Origin of the sequence: Aeromonas sp. 61P, assembly GCF_051919545.1 — a bacterium.
Classification (GTDB): domain Bacteria; phylum Pseudomonadota; class Gammaproteobacteria; order Enterobacterales; family Aeromonadaceae; genus Aeromonas; species Aeromonas veronii.
Window position 1 is genome coordinate 3,197,221 of record NZ_JBQBEL010000001.1, and the last position, 23,251, is coordinate 3,220,471.

Below are 23,251 nucleotides of genomic sequence, written 5' to 3' on the forward strand. Positions count from 1 at the left end.
CAAGGAATGAAATGATGAAAAAGCTCAATACCCTGCTCGCTGCCGCCATCATGTCCGTGCTGGGCACTGCCCAGGCCGCCGATCAAACCCTGGCGATGGTGGTCTCCACCCTCAACAACCCCTTCTTCGTCACCATGAAAGAGGGTGCAGAAGCCAAAGCCAAGGAGCTTGGTTACGAGCTGGTGGTGCTGGATTCCCAGAATGACCCGGCCAAAGAGCTCTCCAACATGGAAGATCTCACCGTGCGCAAGGTCGGCGCCATCCTGATCAACCCGACCGACTCCGAAGCAGTCGGCAACGCCATCCGTCTGGCCAACCGCGCCAACATTCCGGTGCTGACCCTGGACCGCGGCGCCGCGCAAGGCGAGGTGAAAGCCCACATCGCCTCCGACAACGTGGCGGGCGGCAAGCTGGCCGGTGACTTCATCACCGAAAAACTGGGTACCGGTGCCAAGGTGATCCAGCTGGAAGGGATTGCCGGTACCTCCGCCGCCCGCGACCGTGGCGAAGGTTTTGCCCTGGCCGTGGCGGCCAACAAGCTGCAGGTACTGGCTTCCCAGCCTGCCGACTTTGACCGCACCAAGGGTCTGAACGTCATGGAAAACCTGCTGGCTGCCCACCCGACCGTACAGGCAGTGTTCGCCCAGAACGACGAGATGGCGCTGGGTGCCATCCGCGCCGTGCAGGCTGCCGGTAAAGAAGTGATGATCGTCGGCTTCGACGGCACTGACGATGGCAAAGCCGCCGTGGCCAAGGGTAAACTGGCCGCCACCGTGGCCCAGCAACCGGCTCTGATTGGTGCCATCGGCGTCGAGACTGCCGACAAGGTGCTCAAAGGTCAGCCGGTCGAGAAATCCATTCCGGTACCGCTGCAAGTGGTCAGCAAGTAAGTGCTCGAGGGGAGGTTCGCCTCCCCTTTTCCCTCTCGTTCAGGTGCCTCCCGGCTTGGGCTCACTCCATCACAGTGTTCAAGCCAAGATGCATCAGGAGTAGTCAACATGAATCGTCTCGTCGTTCTGGGCAGTGTCAATGCAGACCATGTGCTGCGCGTACCCCACTTTCCTCGCCCGGGTGAAACCCGACCGGTCACAGCTATCAGGTGGTCCCGGGTGGCAAGGGGGCTAATCAGGCAGTCGCAGCTGCCCGCCTTGGCGCCCCCGTCTCCTTTATCGCCCGCATCGGTGATGACGCCATCGGCCACCAGATGAAAAGCGGTTTTGCCAAAGATGGCATCGACGTGAGCGCCGTCGAACTCGATCCCAAGCTCCCGACCGGTATCGCCATCATCTATGTGAGCGATGAGGGGGAGAACAGTATCGGCATCTCAGCCGAAGCCAACGGGGCCATCACTCCGGCTGTGGTGAAAAACCATGAAGCGATGATCGCCGACGCCCACACCCTGCTGTTGCAGCTGGAAGTGCCGCTGGAGAGCGTCCATGAAGCTGCACGGCTGGCTCGCGCCAACGGCACCCGGGTGGTACTCAACCCCGCCCCCGCCCGTCCGCTCTCCGCTGAGCTGTTGGCGCTGGTGGATCTTATCACCCCCAACCAGACTGAAGCCGAGCTGTTGACCGGCGTCAAAGTCACCGACGAAACGAGCGCCCGCGAGGCTGCCGCCCGCTTCCACCAGATGGGGATTGCGGACGTGATGATCACCCTGGGGTCGCAGGGGGTCTATTGCAGCAACGCACAGCAGCAACAGCTGATCCCGGGCTTTCGGGTCAAGGCGGTGGATACCACTGCCGCGGGCGATACCTTCAACGGCGCCCTGCTGGCGGCGGAACTGGCGGGTGCCGATTTCCACAGCGCGGTGCGCTTTGCCCACGGGGCGGCGGCGCTCTCCGTCACCCGATTCGGTGCCCAGAGCTCGATCCCGAGCAAGCAGGAAGTTAACGCCTTCCTGCTTGAGCAGACTGCGCAGGGGCACTGATGGCCAATATCAAGGAGGTGGCGGCGCTGGCGGGGGTCTCGACCACCACCGTCTCCCACGTCATCAACGAGACCCGCTTTGTGGCCGAGGAGACCCGCGAGCGGGTCTTCGCCGCCATGCGCGAGCTCAACTATGCCCCGAGTCTGGTGGCCCGCAGCCTCAAGGTGAAGGAGACCAACAGTATCGGCATGCTGGTCACCACCTCCAGCAACCCCTTCTTTGCCGAGGTGGTGCGCGGGGTGGAGCGTTACTGCTTCGAGCAGGGCTACAACCTGATGCTGGGCAACACCGAGGGTCAGGCGGAAACCGCTCTCTCCTACCTCAAGATGATGCTGCGCAAGCGGGTCGATGGCCTGCTGATCATGTGTAGCGAAGGACAACAAGAGGTCTTCAACCAGCTCGACTGGCTCAAGAGCCTGCCGGTGGTGGTGATGGATTGGGGGCTGGTCAGCGAGGATGTGGATCTTATCGCCGACAACTCCTTCCACGGTGGTTATCTCGCGACCCGCCATCTGATTGAGCTGGGCCATACCGCCATCGGTTGTATCACAGGCCCCCACAGCCGCGCCCCCGCCAACCAGCGCCAAGCTGGCTTTGAGCAGGCGTTGCAGGAGGCAGGTCTCACGCTCAATCCTGACTGGATCCAGGAGGGGGACTTTGATTGTGCCAGCGGCCATCAGGCGATGACCCGTCTGCTGGCATTGCCCGAGCGTCCCACCGCCCTCTTTGTCTGCAACGACATGATGGCAATGGGAGCAATCAGTGCCGCCCATCAGGCGGGGCTGGTGATCCCGCGCGACCTCTCCATCGTTGGCTACGACAATGTGGCGCTGGCCGAATTTATGTCACCGCCGCTCACCACCGTCAACCAGCCCAAAGAGGAGCTGGGGCGCCTCGCCGTCACCCGCCTGTTAGCTCGCATCAACGGCGAAGCGGTGGAGAACCACCTGATCACCGTCGACCCGGACCTGGTGATCAGGCAATCCTGCGCCCCTCGGGGAGCCCGCAGAATTCGGAAAAAATCGTACGCTAAGGTTTTCCGGGCATCCGTAAGGGCCGAAACTTCCCGTCTTCCAGTCTGCGGCTCTGCCGCCAGACGTAATCGCCGGTTAGGTTGATGTGCTCCCAGCCCAGCGGCGACAGGAATTGCAGCAGCTCGCCGTCCACCGGCTTGCCGGCCTCGACCAACCCCTGGGTGGCGCGTTCCAGGTACACCGTGTTCCACAGCACGATAGCCGCCGTCACCAGGTTGAGGCCGCTGGCCCGGTAGCGCTGCTGCTCGAAGCTCCGATCCCTGATTTCCCCAAGGCGGTTGAAGAACACCGCCCTGGCCAGCGAGTTGCGCGCCTCACCTTTGTTCAGGCCGGCATGCACGCGGCGGCGCAGTTCAACACTTTGCAGCCAGTCCAGGATGAACAGCGTGCGCTCGATCCGGCCCAGCTCGCGCAGGGCCACGGCCAGTCCGTTCTGGCGCGGGTAGCTGCCGAGCTTGCGCAGCATCAGCGAGGCGGTGACGGTGCCCTGCTTGATCGAGCTGGCCAGGCGCAGGATGTCGTCCCAGTGGGCACGCACGTGCTTGATGTTCAGGGTGCCGCCGATCAGCGGGCGCAACGTCGGGTAGGCTTGCACGCCCTGCGGCACGTACAGCTTGGTTTCGCCGAGGTCGCGGATGCGCGGCGCGAAGCGGAAGCCTAGCAGGTGCATCAGGGCAAAGACGTGATCGGTGAAGCCGGCCGTGTCGGTGTAGTGCTCCTCGATCCGCAGGTCGGACTCGTGGTACAGCAGGCCGTCGAGCACATAGGTGGAATCGCGGACGCCGACATTCACCACGCGGGTGCTGAACGGCGCGTACTGGTCGGAGATATGGGTATAGAACAGCCGTCCCGGCTCGCTACCGTACTTCGGGTTGACGTGCCCGGTGCTCTCGCCCCGGCCACCCGCGCGGAAGCGCTGGCCATCGGAGGATGAGGTCGTGCCGTCGCCCCAGTGGGCGGCAAAGGCGTGGCGATACTGGTGGTTGACCAGCTCGGCCAAGGCCGCCGAATAGGTTTCGTCGCGGATGTGCCAGGCTTGCAGCCAGGACAGCTTGGCGTAGGTCAGGCCGGGGCTCGACTCGGCCATCTTGGTCAGCCCGAGGTTGATCGCATCACCGAGGATTGCGGACAGCAGCAACGTCCTGTCTTTGGCCTCGGCCCCGTCCTTCAAGTGGGTGAAGTGGCGGCTGAAGCCCGTCCAGTCGTCCACGTCCATCAGCAGTTCGGTGATCTTGATGCGCGGCAGTAACTGGCTGGTTTGGTCGATCAGCGCCTGCGCCCGATCCGGCACCGCCGCATCCAGCGGGGTGATTTTCAGCCCTGACTCGGTGAGGATGGCATCGGGCAGCTCGTTGTCCTTGGCCAGGCGGGTGACGGTGGCCAACTGCTCGTCCAGCAGCTGCAAACGCTCTTCCAGGTACTGGTCGCTGTTCGGGTTGATCGCCAGGGGCAGGGCCTGCTCGCGCTTGAGTGCGGCGAACTTCTCGGCCGGCAGCAGGTAGTCGTCGAAGTCGCGGAACTGCCGCGAGCCCTTGACCCAGATGTCGCCGGAGCGCAGGGCGTTCTTCAGCTCGGACAGGGCGCAGATTTCGTAGAATTTCCGGTCGAGGCCTTCCGGGGTGATCACCAGCGGCTTCCAGCGCGGCTTGATGAAGGCCGTGGGTGCATCGGCCGGCACCTTGCGCAGGTTGTCGGCGTTCATCTCACGCAGGGTCTGCACGGCTGCCAGCACGCCTTGCGCGGCCGGCCCGTGCTGTTCCCCAACTTTTCGCTCGGCGAAGAGTATGAACATGCGCCGCCGGCGACGAATCGCCAAATCTCACCGTATCTCCCGAGCGGACGATTTCGCACCGGTCTGCCCGTCGAAGGGCTTGCGATCGAACGGGGCGACCTTTTCTATGCATGTCCGCGAGCCAGCGTCTTTTATGGCACGGCGCTCGACGCCGACCTTCGGACGCGCGGCGTAAGCACGCTTGTCATGGCCGGGATAAGCACCACCGGCGTTGTTCTTTCAAGCGTCGCCTGGGCTAGTGATGCGGACTACGACGTGCGTTTGGTCCAGGACTGCTGCTACGACCCGGATCGGGATGCCCACGAAGCTCTGTTGCGTTCCGGGTTCGGCGGACGTGTACAGGTCGTGTAATTTTCGGGCCTCGCATGATCGCGGCCATAGCCGCAGGTGGATTGGTGCGAGGCAGGGCCAGTCCAAGTCAGGGTGCGGTCATCGCGGCGCCTGCAACTCTCAAAAACCCATCGCCGTAGCGGAGGTCTTGTAATCGCATGTCATTACGCACGCCCGATTTATTGTTCACAGCGATAGCACCTGCCATTTGGGGCAGCACCTACATTGTCACCACCCAATACCTGCCGAACTTCTCACCGATGACGGTCGCGATGCTGCGGGCGTTGCCGGCGGGTTTATTGCTCGTGATGATCGTCCGACAGATTCCAACGGGAATCTGGTGGATGCGCATCTTCATCCTCGGCGCACTTAATATTTCGCTATTCTGGAGCTTGTTGTTTATTTCGGTCTACCGCCTGCCGGGCGGGGTCGCGGCGACGGTAGGCGCTGTGCAGCCGCTGATGGTCGTGTTCATCTCTGCCGCTCTGCTAGGTAGCCCGATACGATTGATGGCGGTCCTGGGGGCTATTTGCGGAACTGCGGGCGTGGCGCTGTTGGTGTTGACACCAAACGCAGCGCTAGATCCTGTCGGCGTCGCAGCGGGCCTGGCGGGGGCGGTTTCCATGGCGTTCGGAACCGTGCTGACCCGCAAGTGGCAACCTCCCGTGCCTCTGCTCACCTTTACCGCCTGGCAACTGGCGGCCGGAGGACTTCTGCTCGTTCCAGTAGCTTTAGTGTTTGATCCGCCAATCCCGATGCCTACAGGAACCAATGTTCTCGGCCTGGCGTGGCTCGGCCTGATCGGAGCGGGTTTAACCTACTTCCTTTGGTTCCGGGGGATCTCGCGACTCGAACCTACAGTTGTTTCCTTACTGGGCTTTCTCAGCCCGGGGACCGCCGTGTTGCTAGGATGGTTGTTCTTGGATCAGACGCTGAGTGCGCTTCAAATCATCGGCGTCCTGCTCGTGATCGGGAGTATCTGGCTGGGCCAACGTTCCAACCGCACTCCTAGGGCGCGTATAGCTTGCCGGAAGTCGCCTTGACCCGCATGGCATAGGCCTATCGTTTCCACGATCAGCGATCGGCTCGTTGCCCTGCGCCGCTCCAAAGCCCGCGACGCAGCGCCGGCAGGCAGAGCAAGTAGAGGGCAGCGCCTGCAATCCATGCCCACCCGTTCCACGTTGTTATAGAAGCCGCATAGATCGCCGTGAAGAGGAGGGGTCCGACGATCGAGGTCAGGCTGGTGAGCGCCGCCAGTGAGCCTTGCAGCTGCCCCTGACGTTCCTCATCCACCTGCCTGGACAACATTGCTTGCAGCGCCGGCATTCCGATGCCACCCGAAGCAAGCAGGACCATGATCGGGAACGCCATCCATCCCCGTGTCGCGAAGGCAAGCAGAATGTAGCCTGTGCCGTCGGCAATCATTCCGAGCATGAGTGCCCGCCTTTCGCCGAGCCGGGCGGCTACAGGGCCGGTGATCATTGCCTGGGCGAGTGAATGCAGAATGCCAAATGCGGCAAGCGAAATGCCGATCGTGGTCGCGTCCCAGTGAAAGCGATCCTCGCCGAAAATGACCCAAAGCGCGGCCGGCACCTGTCCGACAAGTTGCATGATGAAGAAGACCGCCATCAGGGCGGCGACGACGGTCATGCCCCGGGCCCACCGGAACGAAGCGAGCGGGTTGAGAGCCTCCCGGCGTAACGGCCGGCGTTCGCCTTTGTGCGACTCCGGCAAAAGGAAACAGCCCGTCAGGAAATTGAGGCCGTTCAAGGCTGCCGCGGCGAAGAACGGAGCGTGGGGGGAGAAACCGCCCATCAGCCCACCGAGCACAGGTCCCGCGACCATCCCGAACCCGAAACAGGCGCTCATGAAGCCGAAGTGCCGCGCGCGCTCATCGCCATCAGTGATATCGGCAATATAAGCGCCGGCTACCGCCCCAGTCGCCCCGGTGATGCCGGCCACGATCCGCCCGATATAGAGAACCCAAAGGAAAGGCGCCGTCGCCATGATGGCGTAGTCGACAGCAGCGCCGGCCAGCGAGACGAGCAAGACCGGCCGCCGCCCGAAACGATCCGACAGCGCGCCCAGCACAGGTGCGCAGGCAAATTGCATCAACGCATACAGCGCCAGCAGAATGCCATAGTGGGCGGTGACGTCGTTCGAGTGAACCAGATCGCGCAGGAGGCCCGGCAGCACCGGCATAATCAGGCCGATGCCGACAGCGTCGAGCGCGACAGTGCTCAGAATTACGATCAGGGGTCTGTTGGGTTTCACGTCTGGCCTCCGGACCAGCCTCCGCTGGTCCGATTGAACGCGCGGATTCTTTATCACTGATAAGTTGGTGGACATATTATGTTTATCAGTGATAAAGTGTCAAGCATGACAAAGTTGCAGCCGAATACAGTGATCCGTGCCGCCCTGGACCTGTTGAACGAGGTCGGCGTAGACGGTCTGACGACACGCAAACTGGCGGAACGGTTGGGGGTTCAGCAGCCGGCGCTTTACTGGCACTTCAGGAACAAGCGGGCGCTGCTCGACGCACTGGCCGAAGCCATGCTGGCGGAGAATCATACGCATTCGGTGCCGAGAGCCGACGACGACTGGCGCTCATTTCTGATCGGGAATGCCCGCAGCTTCAGGCAGGCGCTGCTCGCCTACCGCGATGGCGCGCGCATCCATGCCGGCACGCGACCGGGCGCACCGCAGATGGAAACGGCCGACGCGCAGCTTCGCTTCCTCTGCGAGGCGGGTTTTTCGGCCGGGGACGCCGTCAATGCGCTGATGACAATCAGCTACTTCACTGTTGGGGCCGTGCTTGAGGAGCAGGCCGGCGACAGCGATGCCGGCGAGCGCGGCGGCACCGTTGAACAGGCTCCGCTCTCGCCGCTGTTGCGGGCCGCGATAGACGCCTTCGACGAAGCCGGTCCGGACGCAGCGTTCGAGCAGGGACTCGCGGTGATTGTCGATGGATTGGCGAAAAGGAGGCTCGTTGTCGGAACGTTGAAGGACCGAGAAAGGGTGACGATTGATCAGGACCGCTGCCGGAGCGCAACCCACTCACTACAGCAGAGCCATGTAGACAACATCCCCTCCCCCTTTCCACCGCGTCAGACGCCCGTAGCAGCCCGCTACGGGCTTTTTCATGCCCTGCCCTAGCGTCCAAGCCTCACGGCCGCGCTCGGCCTCTCTGGCGGCCTTCTGGCGCTCCTGCTGCGGCGTCCGCTCGTGGGCCGTGGCGCGGGTCCGCGCGCCGGCCTCGTGCGCCTGGCGCTCGCGGGCGAGGTCCAGGGCGGCCGTCTTCACGTTCTGCCTTGCGCAGATGAGATAGGGGAGCCCGCAGAATTCGGAAAAAATCGTACGCTAAGGTTTTCCGGGCATCCGTAAGGGCCGAAACTTCCCGTCTTCCAGTCTGCGGCTCTGCCGCCAGACGTAATCGCCGGTTAGGTTGATGTGCTCCCAGCCCAGCGGCGACAGGAATTGCAGCAGCTCGCCGTCCACCGGCTTGCCGGCCTCGACCAACCCCTGGGTGGCGCGTTCCAGGTACACCGTGTTCCACAGCACGATAGCCGCCGTCACCAGGTTGAGGCCGCTGGCCCGGTAGCGCTGCTGCTCGAAGCTCCGATCCCTGATTTCCCCAAGGCGGTTGAAGAACACCGCCCTGGCCAGCGAGTTGCGCGCCTCACCTTTGTTCAGGCCGGCATGCACGCGGCGGCGCAGTTCAACACTTTGCAGCCAGTCCAGGATGAACAGCGTGCGCTCGATCCGGCCCAGCTCGCGCAGGGCCACGGCCAGTCCGTTCTGGCGCGGGTAGCTGCCGAGCTTGCGCAGCATCAGCGAGGCGGTGACGGTGCCCTGCTTGATCGAGCTGGCCAGGCGCAGGATGTCGTCCCAGTGGGCACGCACGTGCTTGATGTTCAGGGTGCCGCCGATCAGCGGGCGCAACGTCGGGTAGGCTTGCACGCCCTGCGGCACGTACAGCTTGGTTTCGCCGAGGTCGCGGATGCGCGGCGCGAAGCGGAAGCCTAGCAGGTGCATCAGGGCAAAGACGTGATCGGTGAAGCCGGCCGTGTCGGTGTAGTGCTCCTCGATCCGCAGGTCGGACTCGTGGTACAGCAGGCCGTCGAGCACATAGGTGGAATCGCGGACGCCGACATTCACCACGCGGGTGCTGAACGGCGCGTACTGGTCGGAGATATGGGTATAGAACAGCCGTCCCGGCTCGCTACCGTACTTCGGGTTGACGTGCCCGGTGCTCTCGCCCCGGCCACCCGCGCGGAAGCGCTGGCCATCGGAGGATGAGGTCGTGCCGTCGCCCCAGTGGGCGGCAAAGGCGTGGCGATACTGGTGGTTGACCAGCTCGGCCAAGGCCGCCGAATAGGTTTCGTCGCGGATGTGCCAGGCTTGCAGCCAGGACAGCTTGGCGTAGGTCAGGCCGGGGCTCGACTCGGCCATCTTGGTCAGCCCGAGGTTGATCGCATCACCGAGGATTGCGGACAGCAGCAACGTCCTGTCTTTGGCCTCGGCCCCGTCCTTCAAGTGGGTGAAGTGGCGGCTGAAGCCCGTCCAGTCGTCCACGTCCATCAGCAGTTCGGTGATCTTGATGCGCGGCAGTAACTGGCTGGTTTGGTCGATCAGCGCCTGCGCCCGATCCGGCACCGCCGCATCCAGCGGGGTGATTTTCAGCCCTGACTCGGTGAGGATGGCATCGGGCAGCTCGTTGTCCTTGGCCAGGCGGGTGACGGTGGCCAACTGCTCGTCCAGCAGCTGCAAACGCTCTTCCAGGTACTGGTCGCTGTTCGGGTTGATCGCCAGGGGCAGGGCCTGCTCGCGCTTGAGTGCGGCGAACTTCTCGGCCGGCAGCAGGTAGTCGTCGAAGTCGCGGAACTGCCGCGAGCCCTTGACCCAGATGTCGCCGGAGCGCAGGGCGTTCTTCAGCTCGGACAGGGCGCAGATTTCGTAGAATTTCCGGTCGAGGCCTTCCGGGGTGATCACCAGCGGCTTCCAGCGCGGCTTGATGAAGGCCGTGGGTGCATCGGCCGGCACCTTGCGCAGGGTGGCGAAGTTCTCGCCGACCAGGTGCAGGTGGTCGAAGCCTTCCGGCCGGGCCAGCAGCTCGGCCTCGCTGACGCTCTCGGTGAACTCGTCCCAGGGAATCACCGCCTCGATGGCGGCATAGGGGTCGCTGCCGCTTTCCTTCGCTTCCAGCAGCGCCTGGCCGATCCTGGAGTACAGGCGCACCTTGTCGTTGATCGCCTTGCCCTGCTTCTGGAACTGCTGCTGATGCTTGTGCTTCGCGCCGCTGAACAGCTTGACCAGGATGCGGTCATGCAGATCGACCAGCTCATCGATCACGGTCGCGGTGCTCTCCAGCACCACGGCGGCCAGGGTCGCGTAGCGGCGCTGCGGCTCGAACTTACCGAGGTCTTTGGGCGTCATCTGCCCACCCTCGCGGGCCAGCTTGAGCAGGCGGTTCTGGTGGATGTGCCGGCCCAGGCCTTCGGGCAAGTCCACCAACTGAAATGTCTTCAGCCGCTCGATGTGTTCCAGCATGTGCCGAGAGTTGGGTTTCAGCGGTGCCTGGCGCAGCCAGGTCAACCAGGTGATGCTGCTGCCGGCCTTGAGCTTCAACAGCTCGTCCAGCTTGGCCCGATGCGAGTCCGTGAGTGGTTCGACCAGGGCGCGGTAGACCCGCCGATTGGCTCGCGCAATGGCTTCCGAGCAGGCCCGGTCAATCACGCTCAGCGCCGGCAGGATGCGTCGTTTCTGCCGTAGGCTCTCCAGGGCCTGACCGGCCAGCAGCAAGCCTTTGTCGGTCTGCTGGGCCAGCTCGGTTAGCTCGCGCACCAGGGCGCGGAAGTCGGACAGGCCGAACGGGGCCAGTTGCAGGTAGGTGCGCAGTTCCTGGGCATGCTCGCGACGGGTCACGTCGCGCTCGCCGTACTTTGCCCAGCTCGCCGGCTCGGCCTGGACTTGCTTCGCCACCCACAGGATGACCGGCTCGGGCAGCTCGCTGTCGGTTCCCAGCGCGTAACCGGGGTAGCGCAGCAGGCAGAGCTGCACGGCGAAGCCGAGGCGGTTGGCGTCGCCGCGTCGCTGGCGGATCAGCGACAGGTCGGAGTCGTTGAAGGTGTAGTAGCGGATCAGGTCATCCTGGCTTTCCGGCAGCGCAAGCAGGGTGTCCCGCTCCGTGGCCGAGAGGATCAAGCGACGCGGCATGTGTCAGTCGTCCGTGCGGAGGTACTGGTAGAGGGTTTCCCGGCTGATGTTGAACTCGCGGGCAAGCTGCGCCTTGGGCTCGCCGGCCGTCGCTCGCTGCCGCAGGGTAGCAGCCTGCTCATCGGACAGGGCTTTCTTGCGGCCCCGGTACGCGCCACGCTGCTTGGCCAAGGCGATGCCCTCACGCTGCCGCTCGCGGATCAGGGCGCGCTCGAACTCAGCGAAGGCCCCCATCACCGACAGCATCAGGTTGGCCATCGGCGAGTCCTCGCCAGTGAACACCAGGCCCTCCTTCAGGAACTCGATGCGCACGCCGCGCTGAGTCAGCTTCTGTACCAAGCGACGCAGGTCATCGAGGTTGCGGGCCAGCCGATCCATGCTGTGCACCACCACTGTATCGCCTTCGCGGACGAAGCTCAGCAGCGCTTCGAGCTGGGGGCGCTGGGTGTCCTTGCCCGATGCCTTGTCGGTGAACACCTTGCTCACCTGGGTTTGTTCCAGCTGGCGTTCCGGGTTCTGGTCAAAGCTGCTGACCCGGACGTAGCCGATGCGGTGCCCCTGCACGATGTCTCCTTGGTTGAAGGCGGCTTAAGTGCACTTTCTGTTCCGTTGTGCCTCAAAGCCCATTTCTGTCAGGCTGAAATCTATAACCTTCGCGGGCATGTGTCAAAAAATGGGAAAGCAGACTCTATTCTGACTGTCGTTTTCAGAAGACGGCTGCACTGAACGTCAGAAGCCGACTGCACTATAGCAGCGGAGGGGTTGGATCCATCAGGCAACGACGGGCTGCTGCCGGCCATCAGCGGACGCAGGGAGGACTTTCCGCAACCGGCCGTTCGATGCGGCACCGATGGCCTTCGCGCAGGGGTAGTGAATCCGCCAGGATTGACTTGCGCTGCCCTACCTCTCACTAGTGAGGGGCGGCAGCGCATCAAGCGGTGAGCGCACTCCGGCACCGCCAACTTTCAGCACATGCGTGTAAATCATCGTCGTAGAGACGTCGGAATGGCCGAGCAGATCCTGCACGGTTCGAATGTCGTAACCGCTGCGGAGCAAGGCCGTCGCGAACGAGTGGCGGAGGGTGTGCGGTGTGGCGGGCTTCGTGATGCCTGCTTGTTCTACGGCACGTTTGAAGGCGCGCTGAAAGGTCTGGTCATACATGTGATGGCGACGCACGACACCGCTCCGTGGATCGGTCGAATGCGTGTGCTGCGCAAAAACCCAGAACCACGGCCAGGAATGCCCGGCGCGCGGATACTTCCGCTCAAGGGCGTCGGGAAGCGCAACGCCGCTGCGGCCCTCGGCCTGGTCCTTCAGCCACCATGCCCGTGCACGCGACAGCTGCTCGCGCAGGCTGGGTGCCAAGCTCTCGGGTAACATCAAGGCCCGATCCTTGGAGCCCTTGCCCTCCCGCACGATGATCGTGCCGTGATCGAAATCCAGATCCTTGACCCGCAGTTGCAAACCCTCACTGATCCGCATGCCCGTTCCATACAGAAGCTGGGCGAACAAACGATGCTCGCCTTCCAGAAAACCGAGGATGCGAACCACTTCATCCGGGGTCAGCACCACCGGCAAGCGCCGCGACGGCCGAGGTCTTCCGATCTCCTGAAGCTAGGGCAGATCCGTGCACAGCACCTTGCCGTAGAAGAACAGCAAGGCCGCCAATGCCTGACGATGCGTGGAGACCGAAACCTTGCGCTCGTTCGCCAGCCAGGACAGAAATGCCTCGACTTCGCTGCTGCCCAAGGTTGCCGGGTGACGCACACCGTGGAAACGGATGAAGGCACGAACCCAGTGGACATAAGCCTGTTCGGTTCGTAAACTGTAATGCAAGTAGCGTATGCGCTCACGCAACTGGTCCAGAACCTTGACCGAACGCAGCGGTGGTAACGGCGCAGTGGCGGTTTTCATGGCTTGTTATGACTGTTTTTTTGTACAGTCTATGCCTCGGGCATCCAAGCAGCAAGCGCGTTACGCCGTGGGTCGATGTTTGATGTTATGGAGCAGCAACGATGTTACGCAGCAGGGCAGTCGCCCTAAAACAAAGTTAGCCATTAAGGGAGTTAAATTGAAAATATCATTGATTTCTGCAGTGTCAGAAAATGGCGTAATCGGTAGTGGTCCTGATATCCCGTGGTCAGTAAAAGGTGAGCAACTACTCTTTAAAGCGCTCACATATAATCAATGGCTCCTTGTCGGAAGAAAAACATTTGACTCTATGGGTGTTCTTCCAAATCGCAAATATGCAGTAGTGTCAAAGAACGGAATTTCAAGCTCAAATGAAAACGTCCTAGTTTTTCCTTCAATAGAAAATGCTTTGAAAGAGCTATCAAAAGTTACAGATCATGTATATGTCTCTGGCGGGGGTCAAATCTATAATAGCCTTATTGAAAAAGCAGATATAATTCATTTGTCTACTGTTCACGTTGAAGTCGAAGGTGATATCAAATTCCCTATAATGCCTGAGAATTTCAATTTGGTTTTTGAACAGTTTTTTATGTCTAATATAAATTATACATACCAGATTTGGAAAAAAGGCTAACAATGCGTTGCAGCACCAGTCGCTTCGCTCCTTGGACAGCTTTTAAGTCGCGTCTTTGTGGTTTTGCTGCGCAAAAGTATTCCACAAAGCCGCAACTTAAAAGCTGCCGCTGAACTTAACGTTAGATGCACTAAGCACATAATTGCTCACAGCCAAACTATCAGGTCAAGTCTGCTTTTATTATTTTTAAGCGTGCATAATAAGCCCTACACAAATTGGGAGATATATCATGAAAGGCTGGCTTTTTCTTGTTATCGCAATAGTTGGCGAAGTAATCGCAACATCCGCATTAAAATCTAGCGAGGGCTTTACTAAGCTTGCCCCTTCCGCCGTTGTCATAATCGGTTATGGCATCGCATTTTATTTTCTTTCTCTGGTTCTGAAATCCATCCCTGTCGGTGTTGCTTATGCAGTCTGGTCGGGACTCGGCGTCGTCATAATTACAGCCATTGCCTGGTTGCTTCATGGGCAAAAGCTTGATGCGTGGGGCTTTGTAGGTATGGGGCTCATAATTGCTGCCTTTTTGCTCGCCCGATCCCCATCGTGGAAGTCGCTGCGGAGGCCGACGCCATGGTGACGGTGTTCGGCATTCTGAATCTCACCGAGGACTCCTTCTTCGATGAGAGCCGGCGGCTAGACCCCGCCGGCGCTGTCACCGCGGCGATCGAAATGCTGCGAGTCGGATCAGACGTCGTGGATGTCGGACCGGCCGCCAGCCATCCGGACGCGAGGCCTGTATCGCCGGCCGATGAGATCAGACGTATTGCGCCGCTCTTAGACGCCCTGTCCGATCAGATGCACCGTGTTTCAATCGACAGCTTCCAACCGGAAACCCAGCGCTATGCGCTCAAGCGCGGCGTGGGCTACCTGAACGATATCCAAGGATTTCCTGACCCTGCGCTCTATCCCGATATTGCTGAGGCGGACTGCAGGCTGGTGGTTATGCACTCAGCGCAGCGGGATGGCATCGCCACCCGCACCGGTCACCTTCGACCCGAAGACGCGCTCGACGAGATTGTGCGGTTCTTCGAGGCGCGGGTTTCCGCCTTGCGACGGAGCGGGGTCGCTGCCGACCGGCTCATCCTCGATCCGGGGATGGGATTTTTCTTGAGCCCCGCACCGGAAACATCGCTGCACGTGCTGTCGAACCTTCAAAAGCTGAAGTCGGCGTTGGGGCTTCCGCTATTGGTCTCGGTGTCGCGGAAATCCTTCTTGGGCGCCACCGTTGGCCTTCCTGTAAAGGATCTGGGTCCAGCGAGCCTTGCGGCGGAACTTCACGCGATCGGCAATGGCGCTGACTACGTCCGCACCCACGCGCCTGGAGATCTGCGAAGCGCAATCACCTTCTCGGAAACCCTCGCGAAATTTCGCAGTCGCGACGCCAGAGACCGAGGGTTAGATCATGCCTAGCATTCACCTTCCGGCCGCCCGCTAGCGGACCCTGGTCAGGTTCCGCGAAGGTGGGCGCAGACATGCTGGGCTCGTCAGGATCAAACTGCACTATGAGGCGGCGGTTCATACCGCGCCAGGGGAGCGAATGGACAGCGAGGAGCCTCCGAACGTTCGGGTCGCCTGCTCGGGTGATATCGACGAGGTTGTGCGGCTGATGCACGACGCTGCGGCGTGGATGTCCGCCAAGGGAACGCCCGCCTGGGACGTCGCGCGGATCGACCGGACATTCGCGGAGACCTTCGTCCTGAGATCCGAGCTCCTAGTCGCGAGTTGCAGCGACGGCATCGTCGGCTGTTGCACCTTGTCGGCCGAGGATCCCGAGTTCTGGCCCGACGCCCTCAAGGGGGAGGCCGCATATCTGCACAAGCTCGCGGTGCGACGGACACATGCGGGCCGGGGTGTCAGCTCCGCGCTGATCGAGGCTTGCCGCCATGCCGCGCGAACGCAGGGGTGCGCCAAGCTGCGGCTCGACTGCCACCCGAACCTGCGTGGCCTATACGAGCGGCTCGGATTCACCCACGTCGACACTTTCAATCCCGGCTGGGATCCAACCTTCATCGCAGAACGCCTAGAACTCGAAATCTAACGTCCGTTCGGGCATCGAGGTCCATGTCGGGGTGGGACGGGCCCGTGGCTTCAAGATCACTTGCAGTCCGACCGCGATGTCTTGGTTGCGCGAGAGGTTGTCGACAGGCCATGCTGAGTGTGCGATGGTTGATCGCTTCCTCGCCGCTCTCCACGGCGACGATGGCCGCCGCCATCAGCAAGTGCGCCAGTTCCCTATGGTGCCCTCGCTGCGTGTGAGCAGGTAGCGAGCCATGTCCAGCGTGGCAATTGGGGAAGGCCGGCGCAGCGGGAGCGAAGCGGCGAAGCTGGCCAGCAGTGAGCAGCAATCGTCGTTGGCCTCCCATACCGGCAGCATCATCGGCTCGAAGCGATTTTCCAACTGGTCATCGGAGCGGATGGCTAGGTAGGCGTCGCGCGTGCCTACCCCAACCAACGGGATGCGCAGTTCGTTGCCGAGGAAGCGCAGCAGGTTGAGGAATTCCCGGCGGTTGACGCTGTTGCCGGCCAGCACGTTGTGCAGCTCGTCGATCACCAGCATGCGCACGCCGACCTTGCGCAGCAGTGCCAGAGCCAGTTGCTCCATTTCCGGCAACCGTGGGCGTGGGCGCAGCGGCGCGCCCATCGCGGCGAGCAGCGCGACGTAGAAGCGGATCACGGACGGCTCGGACGGCATCTGCACGACCAACACCGGGATGTGCTCCTGGTCGGCGTCGGAGCTGGCCGGGTGGGTGCGGCGGAACTTCTCGACGATCATCGACTTGCCATTGTTGGTCGGGCCAACCAGCAGCAGGTTGGGCATGCGTTGCTTGTTTGGCCACGCATAAAGGGCTTCCAGCCGGTTCAGCGCCTCGACTGCGCGCGGATAGCCGATCCAGCGGTCGGCGCGAAGGCGCTGGATGCGCTCGTCCGCCGGAAGACGGGCCAAGCCCTGGGCCGCCGGCAGCAGGTGGGACAGGTCGATGATGGGATATTCGTCCACGGCTACCACTCCTCAATCTGGTCGAACGGTTTGGCGGGTGGCAAGTTGTCTGCCTGCGGGTCGGCAATATCCGTATCCGGCGGAACGGGCTTGTCCGGCCGAGCTGATGTCTTGAGGTGCTGGCGGCGATCCGCGTCACGCCGCGCCTTGCGTGTGGCCTTCTGCGCGCTGGTCACAATCTCACGCATCTGGCCGATCATGCGGAACAGCGCCGACTCATCCACCTGTTCGCGCCCTTGCTGCCGCAGTTTCGCCAGCGCCTGCCGTTGTTCCCAGAGGGTGACAGCCGGATGCGACAAGGTACGGTAGGGAATTTCCAGGTAATGCTGTCCCTCCGGTTCCAGGACCCAGATACGGCTGATGTCGCGCGGATCGCGCCGGATCAGAAAGGACGGCCAGCGTTCACGCCGCGCAATCCACGGCTTGAGCGCATCGGCGTAGTAGTGGATGTGGTCGATGACAAAGCCGGTGCGGGTCAGCGTGCGCCGGAGGATCGGCAGAAAATCGACCAGGAACGAAGTAGCGCGTGTGACGACGGCCGGTACGCCGACACGCGCCACGGCCTCGGCCCAGCGCGCGGCCGGCGGTTGGAGCAGGCCGTTGTGCACCGAACCGTGGTAGGTGCCGACCGCCAATGTGAGCCAGCGCTCTAGCTCGCGCAGCGTCAGGGCGGCCTTGTTTTCGGAATCGTAGTCGCCGCGCTGGTCAGGGTTGGAGAAGGTCGTTCCCGGCAGTTCGTCGTGAATCATCTGCATCGCCGTGCCGATGATCCGTTCCACGATGCCGCCATAGTGCGGCTGTCCCAGCGGGCGATAGTCCAGCCGGATGCCATGCTGCTCGCAACCCCGGCGCAGGGCCTCGCTCTTGAACTCGGCCGCGTTGTCTAGGTAGAGCAGCAAGGGCTTGCCGCTCATCTGCCAATCCATTTCCACGTTCAGTCCTTCCAGCCAAGGGCGCTTGTCGCAGGCGACATGCACGAGGCACAGGCCAACCGAAACGGCAGACGGCGCTTCCAGCGTGACGACCATGCCGAGCACGCAGCGGGTGAACACGTCGATGGCGAGGGTCAGGTACGGGCGGCCAATAGGTTGCCGGTCGCGGTCATCGACCACGATCAGGTCGATGACCGTATGGTCTATCTGCACCTGCTCCAGCGGCGCGGTCACGGCAGGAGGCTCGCCGCCCACACCTTGTAGGTCACGAGCGGCATCCTGGCCTTCCCGCCGGCGGATGACCTTGCGCGGGTCAAGGCTAGCGATCCGTAAGGCCACGGTATTGCGCGCCGGCACTCGCAGTTTTTGAGCCTTGCACACCTGAGTGACTTCGCGGTGAAAGGCCGCTAGGCTGCGCTTCTGCTTGGTCAGGAACCGCTTTTGCAGTAGCTCGTGGATGACGCGCTCGACCGGTTCCGGCAAGCGCCCCTTACCTTTACCTCCACCGGACTGGCCGGGCACCAGATCCGTCACGAGGCCGCTGCCTTGCCGGGCACGCCGGATCAGAACGTATACCTGGCGCCGAGACAAGCCCAGCGCCTGAGCCGCCATATCGGCCGCTTCGTGCCCGACCGTCTCCGACTGCGCCAACGGACTGATGATCTCCGCACGACGGCGCGCACGCTCCCAAGCCTCATCAGGCAGAGTGGCCACGCCTTGTTCTGGAATCCGTGGGGTGTCCGTCGCCATGCTCACCTCGCTTTGGTGCACACGAGTATTGAGCATAGTCGAGATTGGTGCAGATCACTTCTGATATTGAACTGTCAGGAGCTGGCTGCACAACAGCCATTACGCCCAATCAACTGGTGCAGTCGTCTTCTGAAAATGACACTGACGAAGCGGCGCGGCCCTGCCTGACATCAAGTTAGGGTATAGCCTAGATTGACATGCGCGATGCAACCCTTAACTTGCTTGCACCTATCGTTTCCATGCTAGCTTTATCGTAACGCTCAAGAAATTGGGCTTAATGCCGAAAACAATAAGGAGACTTCCGTATAACAGACGAATAATAATCCCCATATAATGCGCCTACTTATCAGCCTTTGGGACGTTGGGACGGTATTTTTCACTATATACCCCCAAGTTTTTAGACATGAAAAAAGCTCGATATATTATAAATATATCGAGCCTTTAAGTTACTGTTTTTCAATATCGTTCAAAATCTTGATAATTACAGTATACGGTTTTATGAAGTGGTATATTTGCAAATGCTTATTTTGCAAGGTCTATTTGCTTGATTTATCCTACAATCGTAATGCAAAACCCATGACCGGAAGCAACGAACTTAGGTTCAATCTCACTCAAATCCGAGGATAGCTTTTGTCCGGATTCTTGATTGGGCAATGTATCTGCGCCGCTTGATTTTACCGCTGCGTCCCAACTGCTTTCGATAACTTGTCCGTGATTCTCACCCATGCCGAACATGAGGTCGCTGCTAAAGAAAATACCACGTTTCTTTTCAAAAAATAAAAGTCCTTCCCACATATGCATTTCAGATGGGTAACTGATAGTTTGAAATTCAAAATCATCTCCGGCAAATATTTCATTCGGCTTTTTAATAAGCACATTGTTAGTAATACCAAACCCCATCAGTTGTCTTGCTGTGGTTTCGGAACAAACCGCGACAGCTTCGGGATGTTCTTTGAGAACCAAAGCAAGTCCGCCACATTCGTCTGATTCAAAATGAGAAATTAGAATGTATTTTATTTTGCGTTCACCGAGCAACTCTTGCAACTTAGGAATGGTAGTTTGCGCTTGTGATACGGCTCCGGTCTGAATGAGAACAGGCTCATTTGTCATCAATAAGTATTGGTGCATTGAAAGCTTAATCGGCTCCATTACCTCTGTAAATTGGTATAAATCTTTGATAATCTCTGTCATTGTCAAAACACCTTTTTCTATTTATAGTCTAACCTAAATTCCACGTGTGTTTTTTATTAGCTTCAAAAATCACTATTTCACGAAGAATTTAGACTGCTTCTCACACATTGTAACATTATTTACAACCACCTTTCAATCATTTTTGATAAATCATTGATTTCATCTTTGCTGCAATGATACTTAATAAACTCTGCAAGTTATCCACAGAGCAACACTCAATTTTATTGATGATATTCTTATTATACCAGACATTTTTCATACACTCCCTTGTACGGATAGTTTTCCGACAACTTCATGATTACATATCTTGCGGTTTTGATTATTTTTGCTGCAAGAAATACATACTTCAAACGAAAGGTCTTTATTTGCTGTCTGTATTCTGAAGAGTCCAAGGAATCAAACTTGAACAACAAAAATAGGTTATATGAAAGCATCATCATTTGAAACACGGCTTCATTCGCCCAAAATGACTTTAGCAAGAGATGACCCACCGCCATGTCGTATTTGGCTTCTTTGATATAGTTTTCAGCATTACCACGCTTTTCATAGTATATAACTACTTTTTCAGAAAGCAAGGTAGTATTTGTTACAAAGAAAAAGTAGTCGTATTCGGAACCTTCTAAAAGTGATAATTGTGCTCTTTCTTTTTCTGGTTTCAGTACGCGAGATACGACAAATCTTCTGTCTTTTTCCCATTTAACTAATTTTGTATACAGTTCTGTAGTTTCTCTACCTTCTTCTCCTTTAACGAATACAATTGATGAATTCGTTGCTTGTGAGGTGAGTGTAGAATAACTTTTGGCTTTAATTAAATATTTGCATCCAAGAGATTCTATCGTTTCGATAATTTTTTCATCAAAGTAGCCACTATCCATTCGAAATAAAATTTCTAAATCGTCTGATTTGATGTTAGCAACAATTTCTTTGATCATTTCCGCAGCACCGTTTGCAGTGTAAGTATTGCCACTTCTTACAAATCCGGTAACATATGCTTTTAATTCGTCGCAAAATGCAAATTGGATATTGTAGCATCGGTTTCCCAGTTTCTTAGGATTATATCCTTTTGACGCACCTTCTTGATGACCTTCTACGTTAATTACACTACTATCAATATCAATCGTAATGGATGTCAATTTACTTTTAGTGAGCAGTTTTTTAAAGACTTTAAAATTAATGTCTCTAAACATTTGGGTTGTCTTGAAGTTGAAGTTTCCTAGAAACCGTGACACTGTTTCAGGTTCTTTTACGGAAATATCAAACTCGTTGACGAGGGGATCATTTTGAAGTAGCTTTAGACGTTCTAACTTATCAATGCCAATGAAGTGACCGCAGAGCATGGTCTTTATATGATTCATCTTGATTTTATTTGTTGAGTCATTATCAAATACGAGGTCATTTTCAATAAAATCAAAAATCCCATTGCTTTTTGCATTCTCAAGGAGCAGAAAAAGACCTGCATTTGATGTTAGATTCTTAGCTTTGAAATCAATTTTATTAATCATAATTAGAACCCCTTTTTACTACTTTTCTTACTATTATTTTACCATATATCGAGTCATAAAAGCTGATAATTTAACATATTTTTGAGCACTTTTCTTTCACCCAATGGGTGAAAGCTGAATTTCGAAGGAATGCATATTTATCAAGGCTTTGATTATGCTTTTTGAAGTACTGACGTAGAATCTAGGAATAAAATAAAACAGCCAACCCTTGAGGTTCTTATGCGCCAGAATTTACCAGTGACGGGTCGAAACTTAGAACTCCCAAAAGATGCCAATATTCTTTCGACTACCTCCCCTCAAAGCCATATCACGTACGTTAATCCTGACTTCATTAAAATCAGTGGTTTCACTGAGGAAGAACTATTAGGCCAGCCTCACAACATCGTAAGACACCCAGATATGCCGCCTGCTGCATTTGAGCATATGTGGAGTACATTAAAATCTGGCCGCTCATGGATGGGGCTAGTAAAAAATCGCTGTAAAAATGGCGACCACTATTGGGTAAGTGCTTATGTAACGCCAATAGCTAAGAATGGTTCGATTGTTGAATACCAGTCTGTAAGGACCAAGCCTGAACCTGAGCAGGTTTTGGCTGCTGAAAAATTATATGCTCAATTGAGAAGCGGGAAGGCCGCGAGGCCGAAATTGGCTGCTAGCTTTTCCGTGAAAATACTCTTGCTCATATGGGGTAGTATTATATCAAGCGCAATGGCTGCCGGCATGCTTACTGATACATCAATAAGCAGCTTATTGTTAGCCACTTTAATGTCAGGAAGCTTAAGCTCTGTTAGTGTTTTGGCTATTCTCTCTCCTCTTGGAAGACTGGTTGAAAGAGCCAGGAATATTTCCAATAACCCATTAAGTCAATCCCTCTACACTGGGCGCACCGATGAGTTTGGCCAAATAGAGTTTGCTTTACGAATGATGCAAGCTGAAACAGGCGCCATAGTAGGTCGCATAGGTGATGCATCAAATCGGCTTAGCGAACACACCCGAGGCCTACTAAAGGATATTGAGTCAAGCAATGTACTTACAGTTGAGCAGCAGGCAGAGACAGATCAAATAGCAACGGCAGTAAACCAAATGGTGGCAAGCATTCAAGAGGTTGCGAGCAATGCACAGCATGCTGCAGATGCGGCCGGAAGAGCAGACACTGAGACGGCATCTGGCCAGCGTCTGGTAGCCCACACAAGCCAGTCAATCACTGCCCTTGAAGGTGAAATTAGGCAAGCCGCTCAGGTTATTCATGAGCTTGAAGGTCAAAGTAACGAGATATCAAAAGTTCTTGACGTTATACGAGGGATCGCCGAGCAAACGAATTTGTTGGCACTCAACGCAGCAATTGAGGCCGCGCGTGCTGGTGAGCAGGGGCGTGGTTTTGCTGTTGTCGCCGATGAGGTTCGCAGTCTTGCTGCTCGCACACAGCAATCGACAACGGATATTCAAAGCATGATCAGCGCTCTACAAGAGCGAGCGCAATCCGCTGTTACAGTCATGGAGCAAAGTAGTCGGCAAGCGCACACGAGTGTAGCTCACGCAGAGGAAGCAGCTACAGCTCTTGATGGAATTGGCCAACGCGTTAACGAAATTACCGACATGAACGCGCAAATAGCGACTGCGGTCGAGCAGCAGGGAGCAGTAAGTGAAGACATAAACCGCAGTATTATCAATATACGCGATGCTGCTGATACCAATGTACAGACCGGGCAGAATAATTTGCAAAGTGCGAAATCTGTCGCTCAGTTAACTAGCGCTCTGAGCGAACTGGCAAAACAGTTTTGGGAAAAACGAGGATAACGCTTTTCAGTATCTCGACAGGGATAACTTACTTTACCATCGGTTATCCCTTTTAGCCGCACAAATTTTAGCCATGGCTTTTCAGGAAGTCAGGGCTATCAGAATGGCCTTAGAAAGCCTAGTCAAAGAGCTGTCACGAGAACACCGTTAGCTTAGCGTACGATTTTTTCCGAATTCTGCGGTTCCCCCCCCTCGCCCCTGACGTTCAGGGGCAATAAACGAACAAGGCGACCC

Annotated in this window: 15 protein-coding genes and 5 pseudogenes; 11 read left to right on the top strand and 9 right to left on the bottom strand. The window is 57.9% G+C overall.

Annotation, left to right across the window (positions count from 1 at the left end):
* The first annotated feature begins 14 nt into the window (after positions 1-14).
* The 3 genes and pseudogenes from rbsB to ACTG2O_RS15210 form a co-directional block, all read left to right on the top strand.
* The gene (gene rbsB / locus ACTG2O_RS15200; protein WP_042061682.1) at positions 15-890 is read left to right on the top strand and encodes a ribose ABC transporter substrate-binding protein RbsB; all 876 of its coding nucleotides are present in this window, start codon (positions 15-17) and stop codon (positions 888-890) included.
* A 108-nt stretch (positions 891-998) separates the two neighbouring features.
* A pseudogene (rbsK, locus tag ACTG2O_RS15205) lies at positions 999-1,930 on the top strand (ribokinase).
* A pseudogene (locus tag ACTG2O_RS15210) lies at positions 1,930-2,928 on the top strand (substrate-binding domain-containing protein); the annotation flags it as partial. The pseudogenes rbsK and ACTG2O_RS15210, both read left to right, overlap by 1 nt.
* 31 nt (positions 2,929-2,959) lie before the next feature.
* On the opposite strand, the pseudogene ACTG2O_RS15215 reads toward ACTG2O_RS15210, so the two are convergent.
* Positions 2,960-4,711, bottom strand: a pseudogene (locus tag ACTG2O_RS15215) (Tn3-like element TnAs1 family transposase); the annotation flags it as partial.
* Positions 4,712-4,714: 3 nt separating this feature from the next.
* On the opposite strand from ACTG2O_RS15215, the gene ACTG2O_RS15220 reads away from it, so the two are divergent.
* Positions 4,715-5,107 (top strand): cysteine hydrolase family protein, encoded by a 393-nt coding sequence (locus ACTG2O_RS15220; protein ID WP_001351729.1) that lies wholly within the window; start codon positions 4,715-4,717, stop codon positions 5,105-5,107.
* A gap of 137 nt (positions 5,108-5,244) precedes the next feature.
* A complete protein-coding gene (locus ACTG2O_RS15225; RefSeq protein WP_000058717.1) occupies positions 5,245-6,129 on the top strand; it encodes a DMT family transporter in 885 nt (294 codons plus the stop codon).
* 31 nt (positions 6,130-6,160) lie between these two features.
* Here ACTG2O_RS15225 and tet(A) read toward each other — a convergent pair whose 3' ends face one another.
* Entirely contained in the window at positions 6,161-7,360 is a 1,200-nt protein-coding gene (tet(A), locus tag ACTG2O_RS15230) for a tetracycline efflux MFS transporter Tet(A) (protein ID WP_000804064.1), read from the bottom strand.
* A 105-nt stretch (positions 7,361-7,465) separates the two neighbouring features.
* Here tet(A) and tetR(A) point away from each other — a divergent pair.
* A pseudogene (gene tetR(A) / locus ACTG2O_RS15235) lies at positions 7,466-8,115 on the top strand (tetracycline resistance transcriptional repressor TetR(A)).
* Between the two features lie 331 nt (positions 8,116-8,446).
* Here tetR(A) and ACTG2O_RS15240 read toward each other — a convergent pair.
* From ACTG2O_RS15240 to intI1, 3 genes and pseudogenes are all read right to left on the bottom strand, one after another.
* Positions 8,447-11,302 (bottom strand): Tn3 family transposase, encoded by a 2,856-nt coding sequence (locus tag ACTG2O_RS15240; protein ID WP_439976261.1) that lies wholly within the window; start codon positions 11,300-11,302, stop codon positions 8,447-8,449.
* Positions 11,303-11,305: 3 nt separating this feature from the next.
* Complete coding sequence (locus ACTG2O_RS15245; RefSeq protein WP_001161490.1) at positions 11,306-11,866, bottom strand: recombinase family protein; 561 nt, start codon at positions 11,864-11,866, stop codon at positions 11,306-11,308.
* A gap of 336 nt (positions 11,867-12,202) precedes the next feature.
* Positions 12,203-13,216 (bottom strand): annotated as a pseudogene (gene intI1 / locus ACTG2O_RS15250) (class 1 integron integrase IntI1).
* A 157-nt stretch (positions 13,217-13,373) separates the two neighbouring features.
* Between intI1 and dfrA17 the strand changes: the two are divergent.
* From dfrA17 to ACTG2O_RS15270, 4 genes are all read left to right on the top strand, one after another.
* Positions 13,374-13,847 carry a trimethoprim-resistant dihydrofolate reductase DfrA17 gene (gene dfrA17 / locus ACTG2O_RS15255; protein ID WP_001389366.1) on the top strand — a complete coding sequence of 158 codons (474 nt, stop codon included), beginning with the start codon at positions 13,374-13,376 and terminating at the stop codon, positions 13,845-13,847.
* A gap of 229 nt (positions 13,848-14,076) precedes the next feature.
* Positions 14,077-14,424, top strand: a complete 348-nt coding sequence (locus ACTG2O_RS15260; protein ID WP_000679427.1) for a quaternary ammonium compound efflux SMR transporter QacE delta 1 — start codon at positions 14,077-14,079, stop codon at positions 14,422-14,424.
* Entirely contained in the window at positions 14,418-15,257 is an 840-nt protein-coding gene (gene sul1, locus ACTG2O_RS15265) for a sulfonamide-resistant dihydropteroate synthase Sul1 (protein WP_000259031.1), read from the top strand. Before ACTG2O_RS15260 ends, sul1 begins: the two co-directional genes overlap by 7 nt.
* 127 nt (positions 15,258-15,384) lie before the next feature.
* On the top strand, positions 15,385-15,885 hold the full coding sequence (locus tag ACTG2O_RS15270; RefSeq protein ID WP_000376623.1) for a GNAT family N-acetyltransferase: 501 nt from the start codon (positions 15,385-15,387) through the stop codon (positions 15,883-15,885).
* 174 nt (positions 15,886-16,059) lie between these two features.
* Here ACTG2O_RS15270 and ACTG2O_RS15275 read toward each other — a convergent pair whose 3' ends face one another.
* The 4 genes from ACTG2O_RS15275 to ACTG2O_RS15290 form a co-directional block, all read right to left on the bottom strand.
* Positions 16,060-16,845: a TniB family NTP-binding protein gene (locus ACTG2O_RS15275; RefSeq protein ID WP_439976262.1), complete on the bottom strand. Its 786-nt coding sequence runs from the start codon at positions 16,843-16,845 to the stop codon at positions 16,060-16,062.
* A 2-nt stretch (positions 16,846-16,847) separates the two neighbouring features.
* Positions 16,848-18,527: a Mu transposase C-terminal domain-containing protein gene (locus ACTG2O_RS15280; protein ID WP_000179844.1), complete on the bottom strand. Its 1,680-nt coding sequence runs from the start codon at positions 18,525-18,527 to the stop codon at positions 16,848-16,850.
* A 549-nt stretch (positions 18,528-19,076) separates the two neighbouring features.
* Positions 19,077-19,718 (bottom strand): MBL fold metallo-hydrolase, encoded by a 642-nt coding sequence (locus ACTG2O_RS15285; RefSeq protein WP_000134999.1) that lies wholly within the window; start codon positions 19,716-19,718, stop codon positions 19,077-19,079.
* A 239-nt stretch (positions 19,719-19,957) separates the two neighbouring features.
* On the bottom strand, positions 19,958-21,220 hold the full coding sequence (locus ACTG2O_RS15290; protein WP_000608644.1) for an IS1380-like element ISEcp1 family transposase: 1,263 nt from the start codon (positions 21,218-21,220) through the stop codon (positions 19,958-19,960).
* A 219-nt stretch (positions 21,221-21,439) separates the two neighbouring features.
* Between ACTG2O_RS15290 and ACTG2O_RS15295 the strand changes: the two genes are divergently transcribed.
* Entirely contained in the window at positions 21,440-23,017 is a 1,578-nt protein-coding gene (locus tag ACTG2O_RS15295) for a methyl-accepting chemotaxis protein (RefSeq protein WP_104456125.1), read from the top strand.
* Positions 23,018-23,251: the final 234 nt, after the last annotated feature.

Bases quoted from the DNA above. Each gene is read 5' to 3' on its own strand.
- rbsB (WP_042061682.1), top strand. From the start codon at position 15: ATGAAAAAGCTCAATACCCTGCTCGCTGCCGCCATCATGTCCGTGCTG.
- ACTG2O_RS15225 (WP_000058717.1), top strand. From the start codon at position 5,245: ATGTCATTACGCACGCCCGATTTATTGTTCACAGCGATAGCACCTGCC.
- ACTG2O_RS15240 (WP_439976261.1), bottom strand. From the start codon at position 11,302: ATGCCGCGTCGCTTGATCCTCTCGGCCACGGAGCGGGACACCCTGCTT.
- ACTG2O_RS15260 (WP_000679427.1), top strand. From the start codon at position 14,077: ATGAAAGGCTGGCTTTTTCTTGTTATCGCAATAGTTGGCGAAGTAATC.
- sul1 (WP_000259031.1), top strand. From the start codon at position 14,418: ATGGTGACGGTGTTCGGCATTCTGAATCTCACCGAGGACTCCTTCTTC.
- ACTG2O_RS15270 (WP_000376623.1), top strand. From the start codon at position 15,385: ATGGACAGCGAGGAGCCTCCGAACGTTCGGGTCGCCTGCTCGGGTGAT.
- ACTG2O_RS15280 (WP_000179844.1), bottom strand. From the start codon at position 18,527: ATGGCGACGGACACCCCACGGATTCCAGAACAAGGCGTGGCCACTCTG.
- ACTG2O_RS15285 (WP_000134999.1), bottom strand. From the start codon at position 19,718: ATGACAGAGATTATCAAAGATTTATACCAATTTACAGAGGTAATGGAG.
- ACTG2O_RS15290 (WP_000608644.1), bottom strand. From the start codon at position 21,220: ATGATTAATAAAATTGATTTCAAAGCTAAGAATCTAACATCAAATGCA.
- ACTG2O_RS15295 (WP_104456125.1), top strand. From the start codon at position 21,440: ATGCGCCAGAATTTACCAGTGACGGGTCGAAACTTAGAACTCCCAAAA.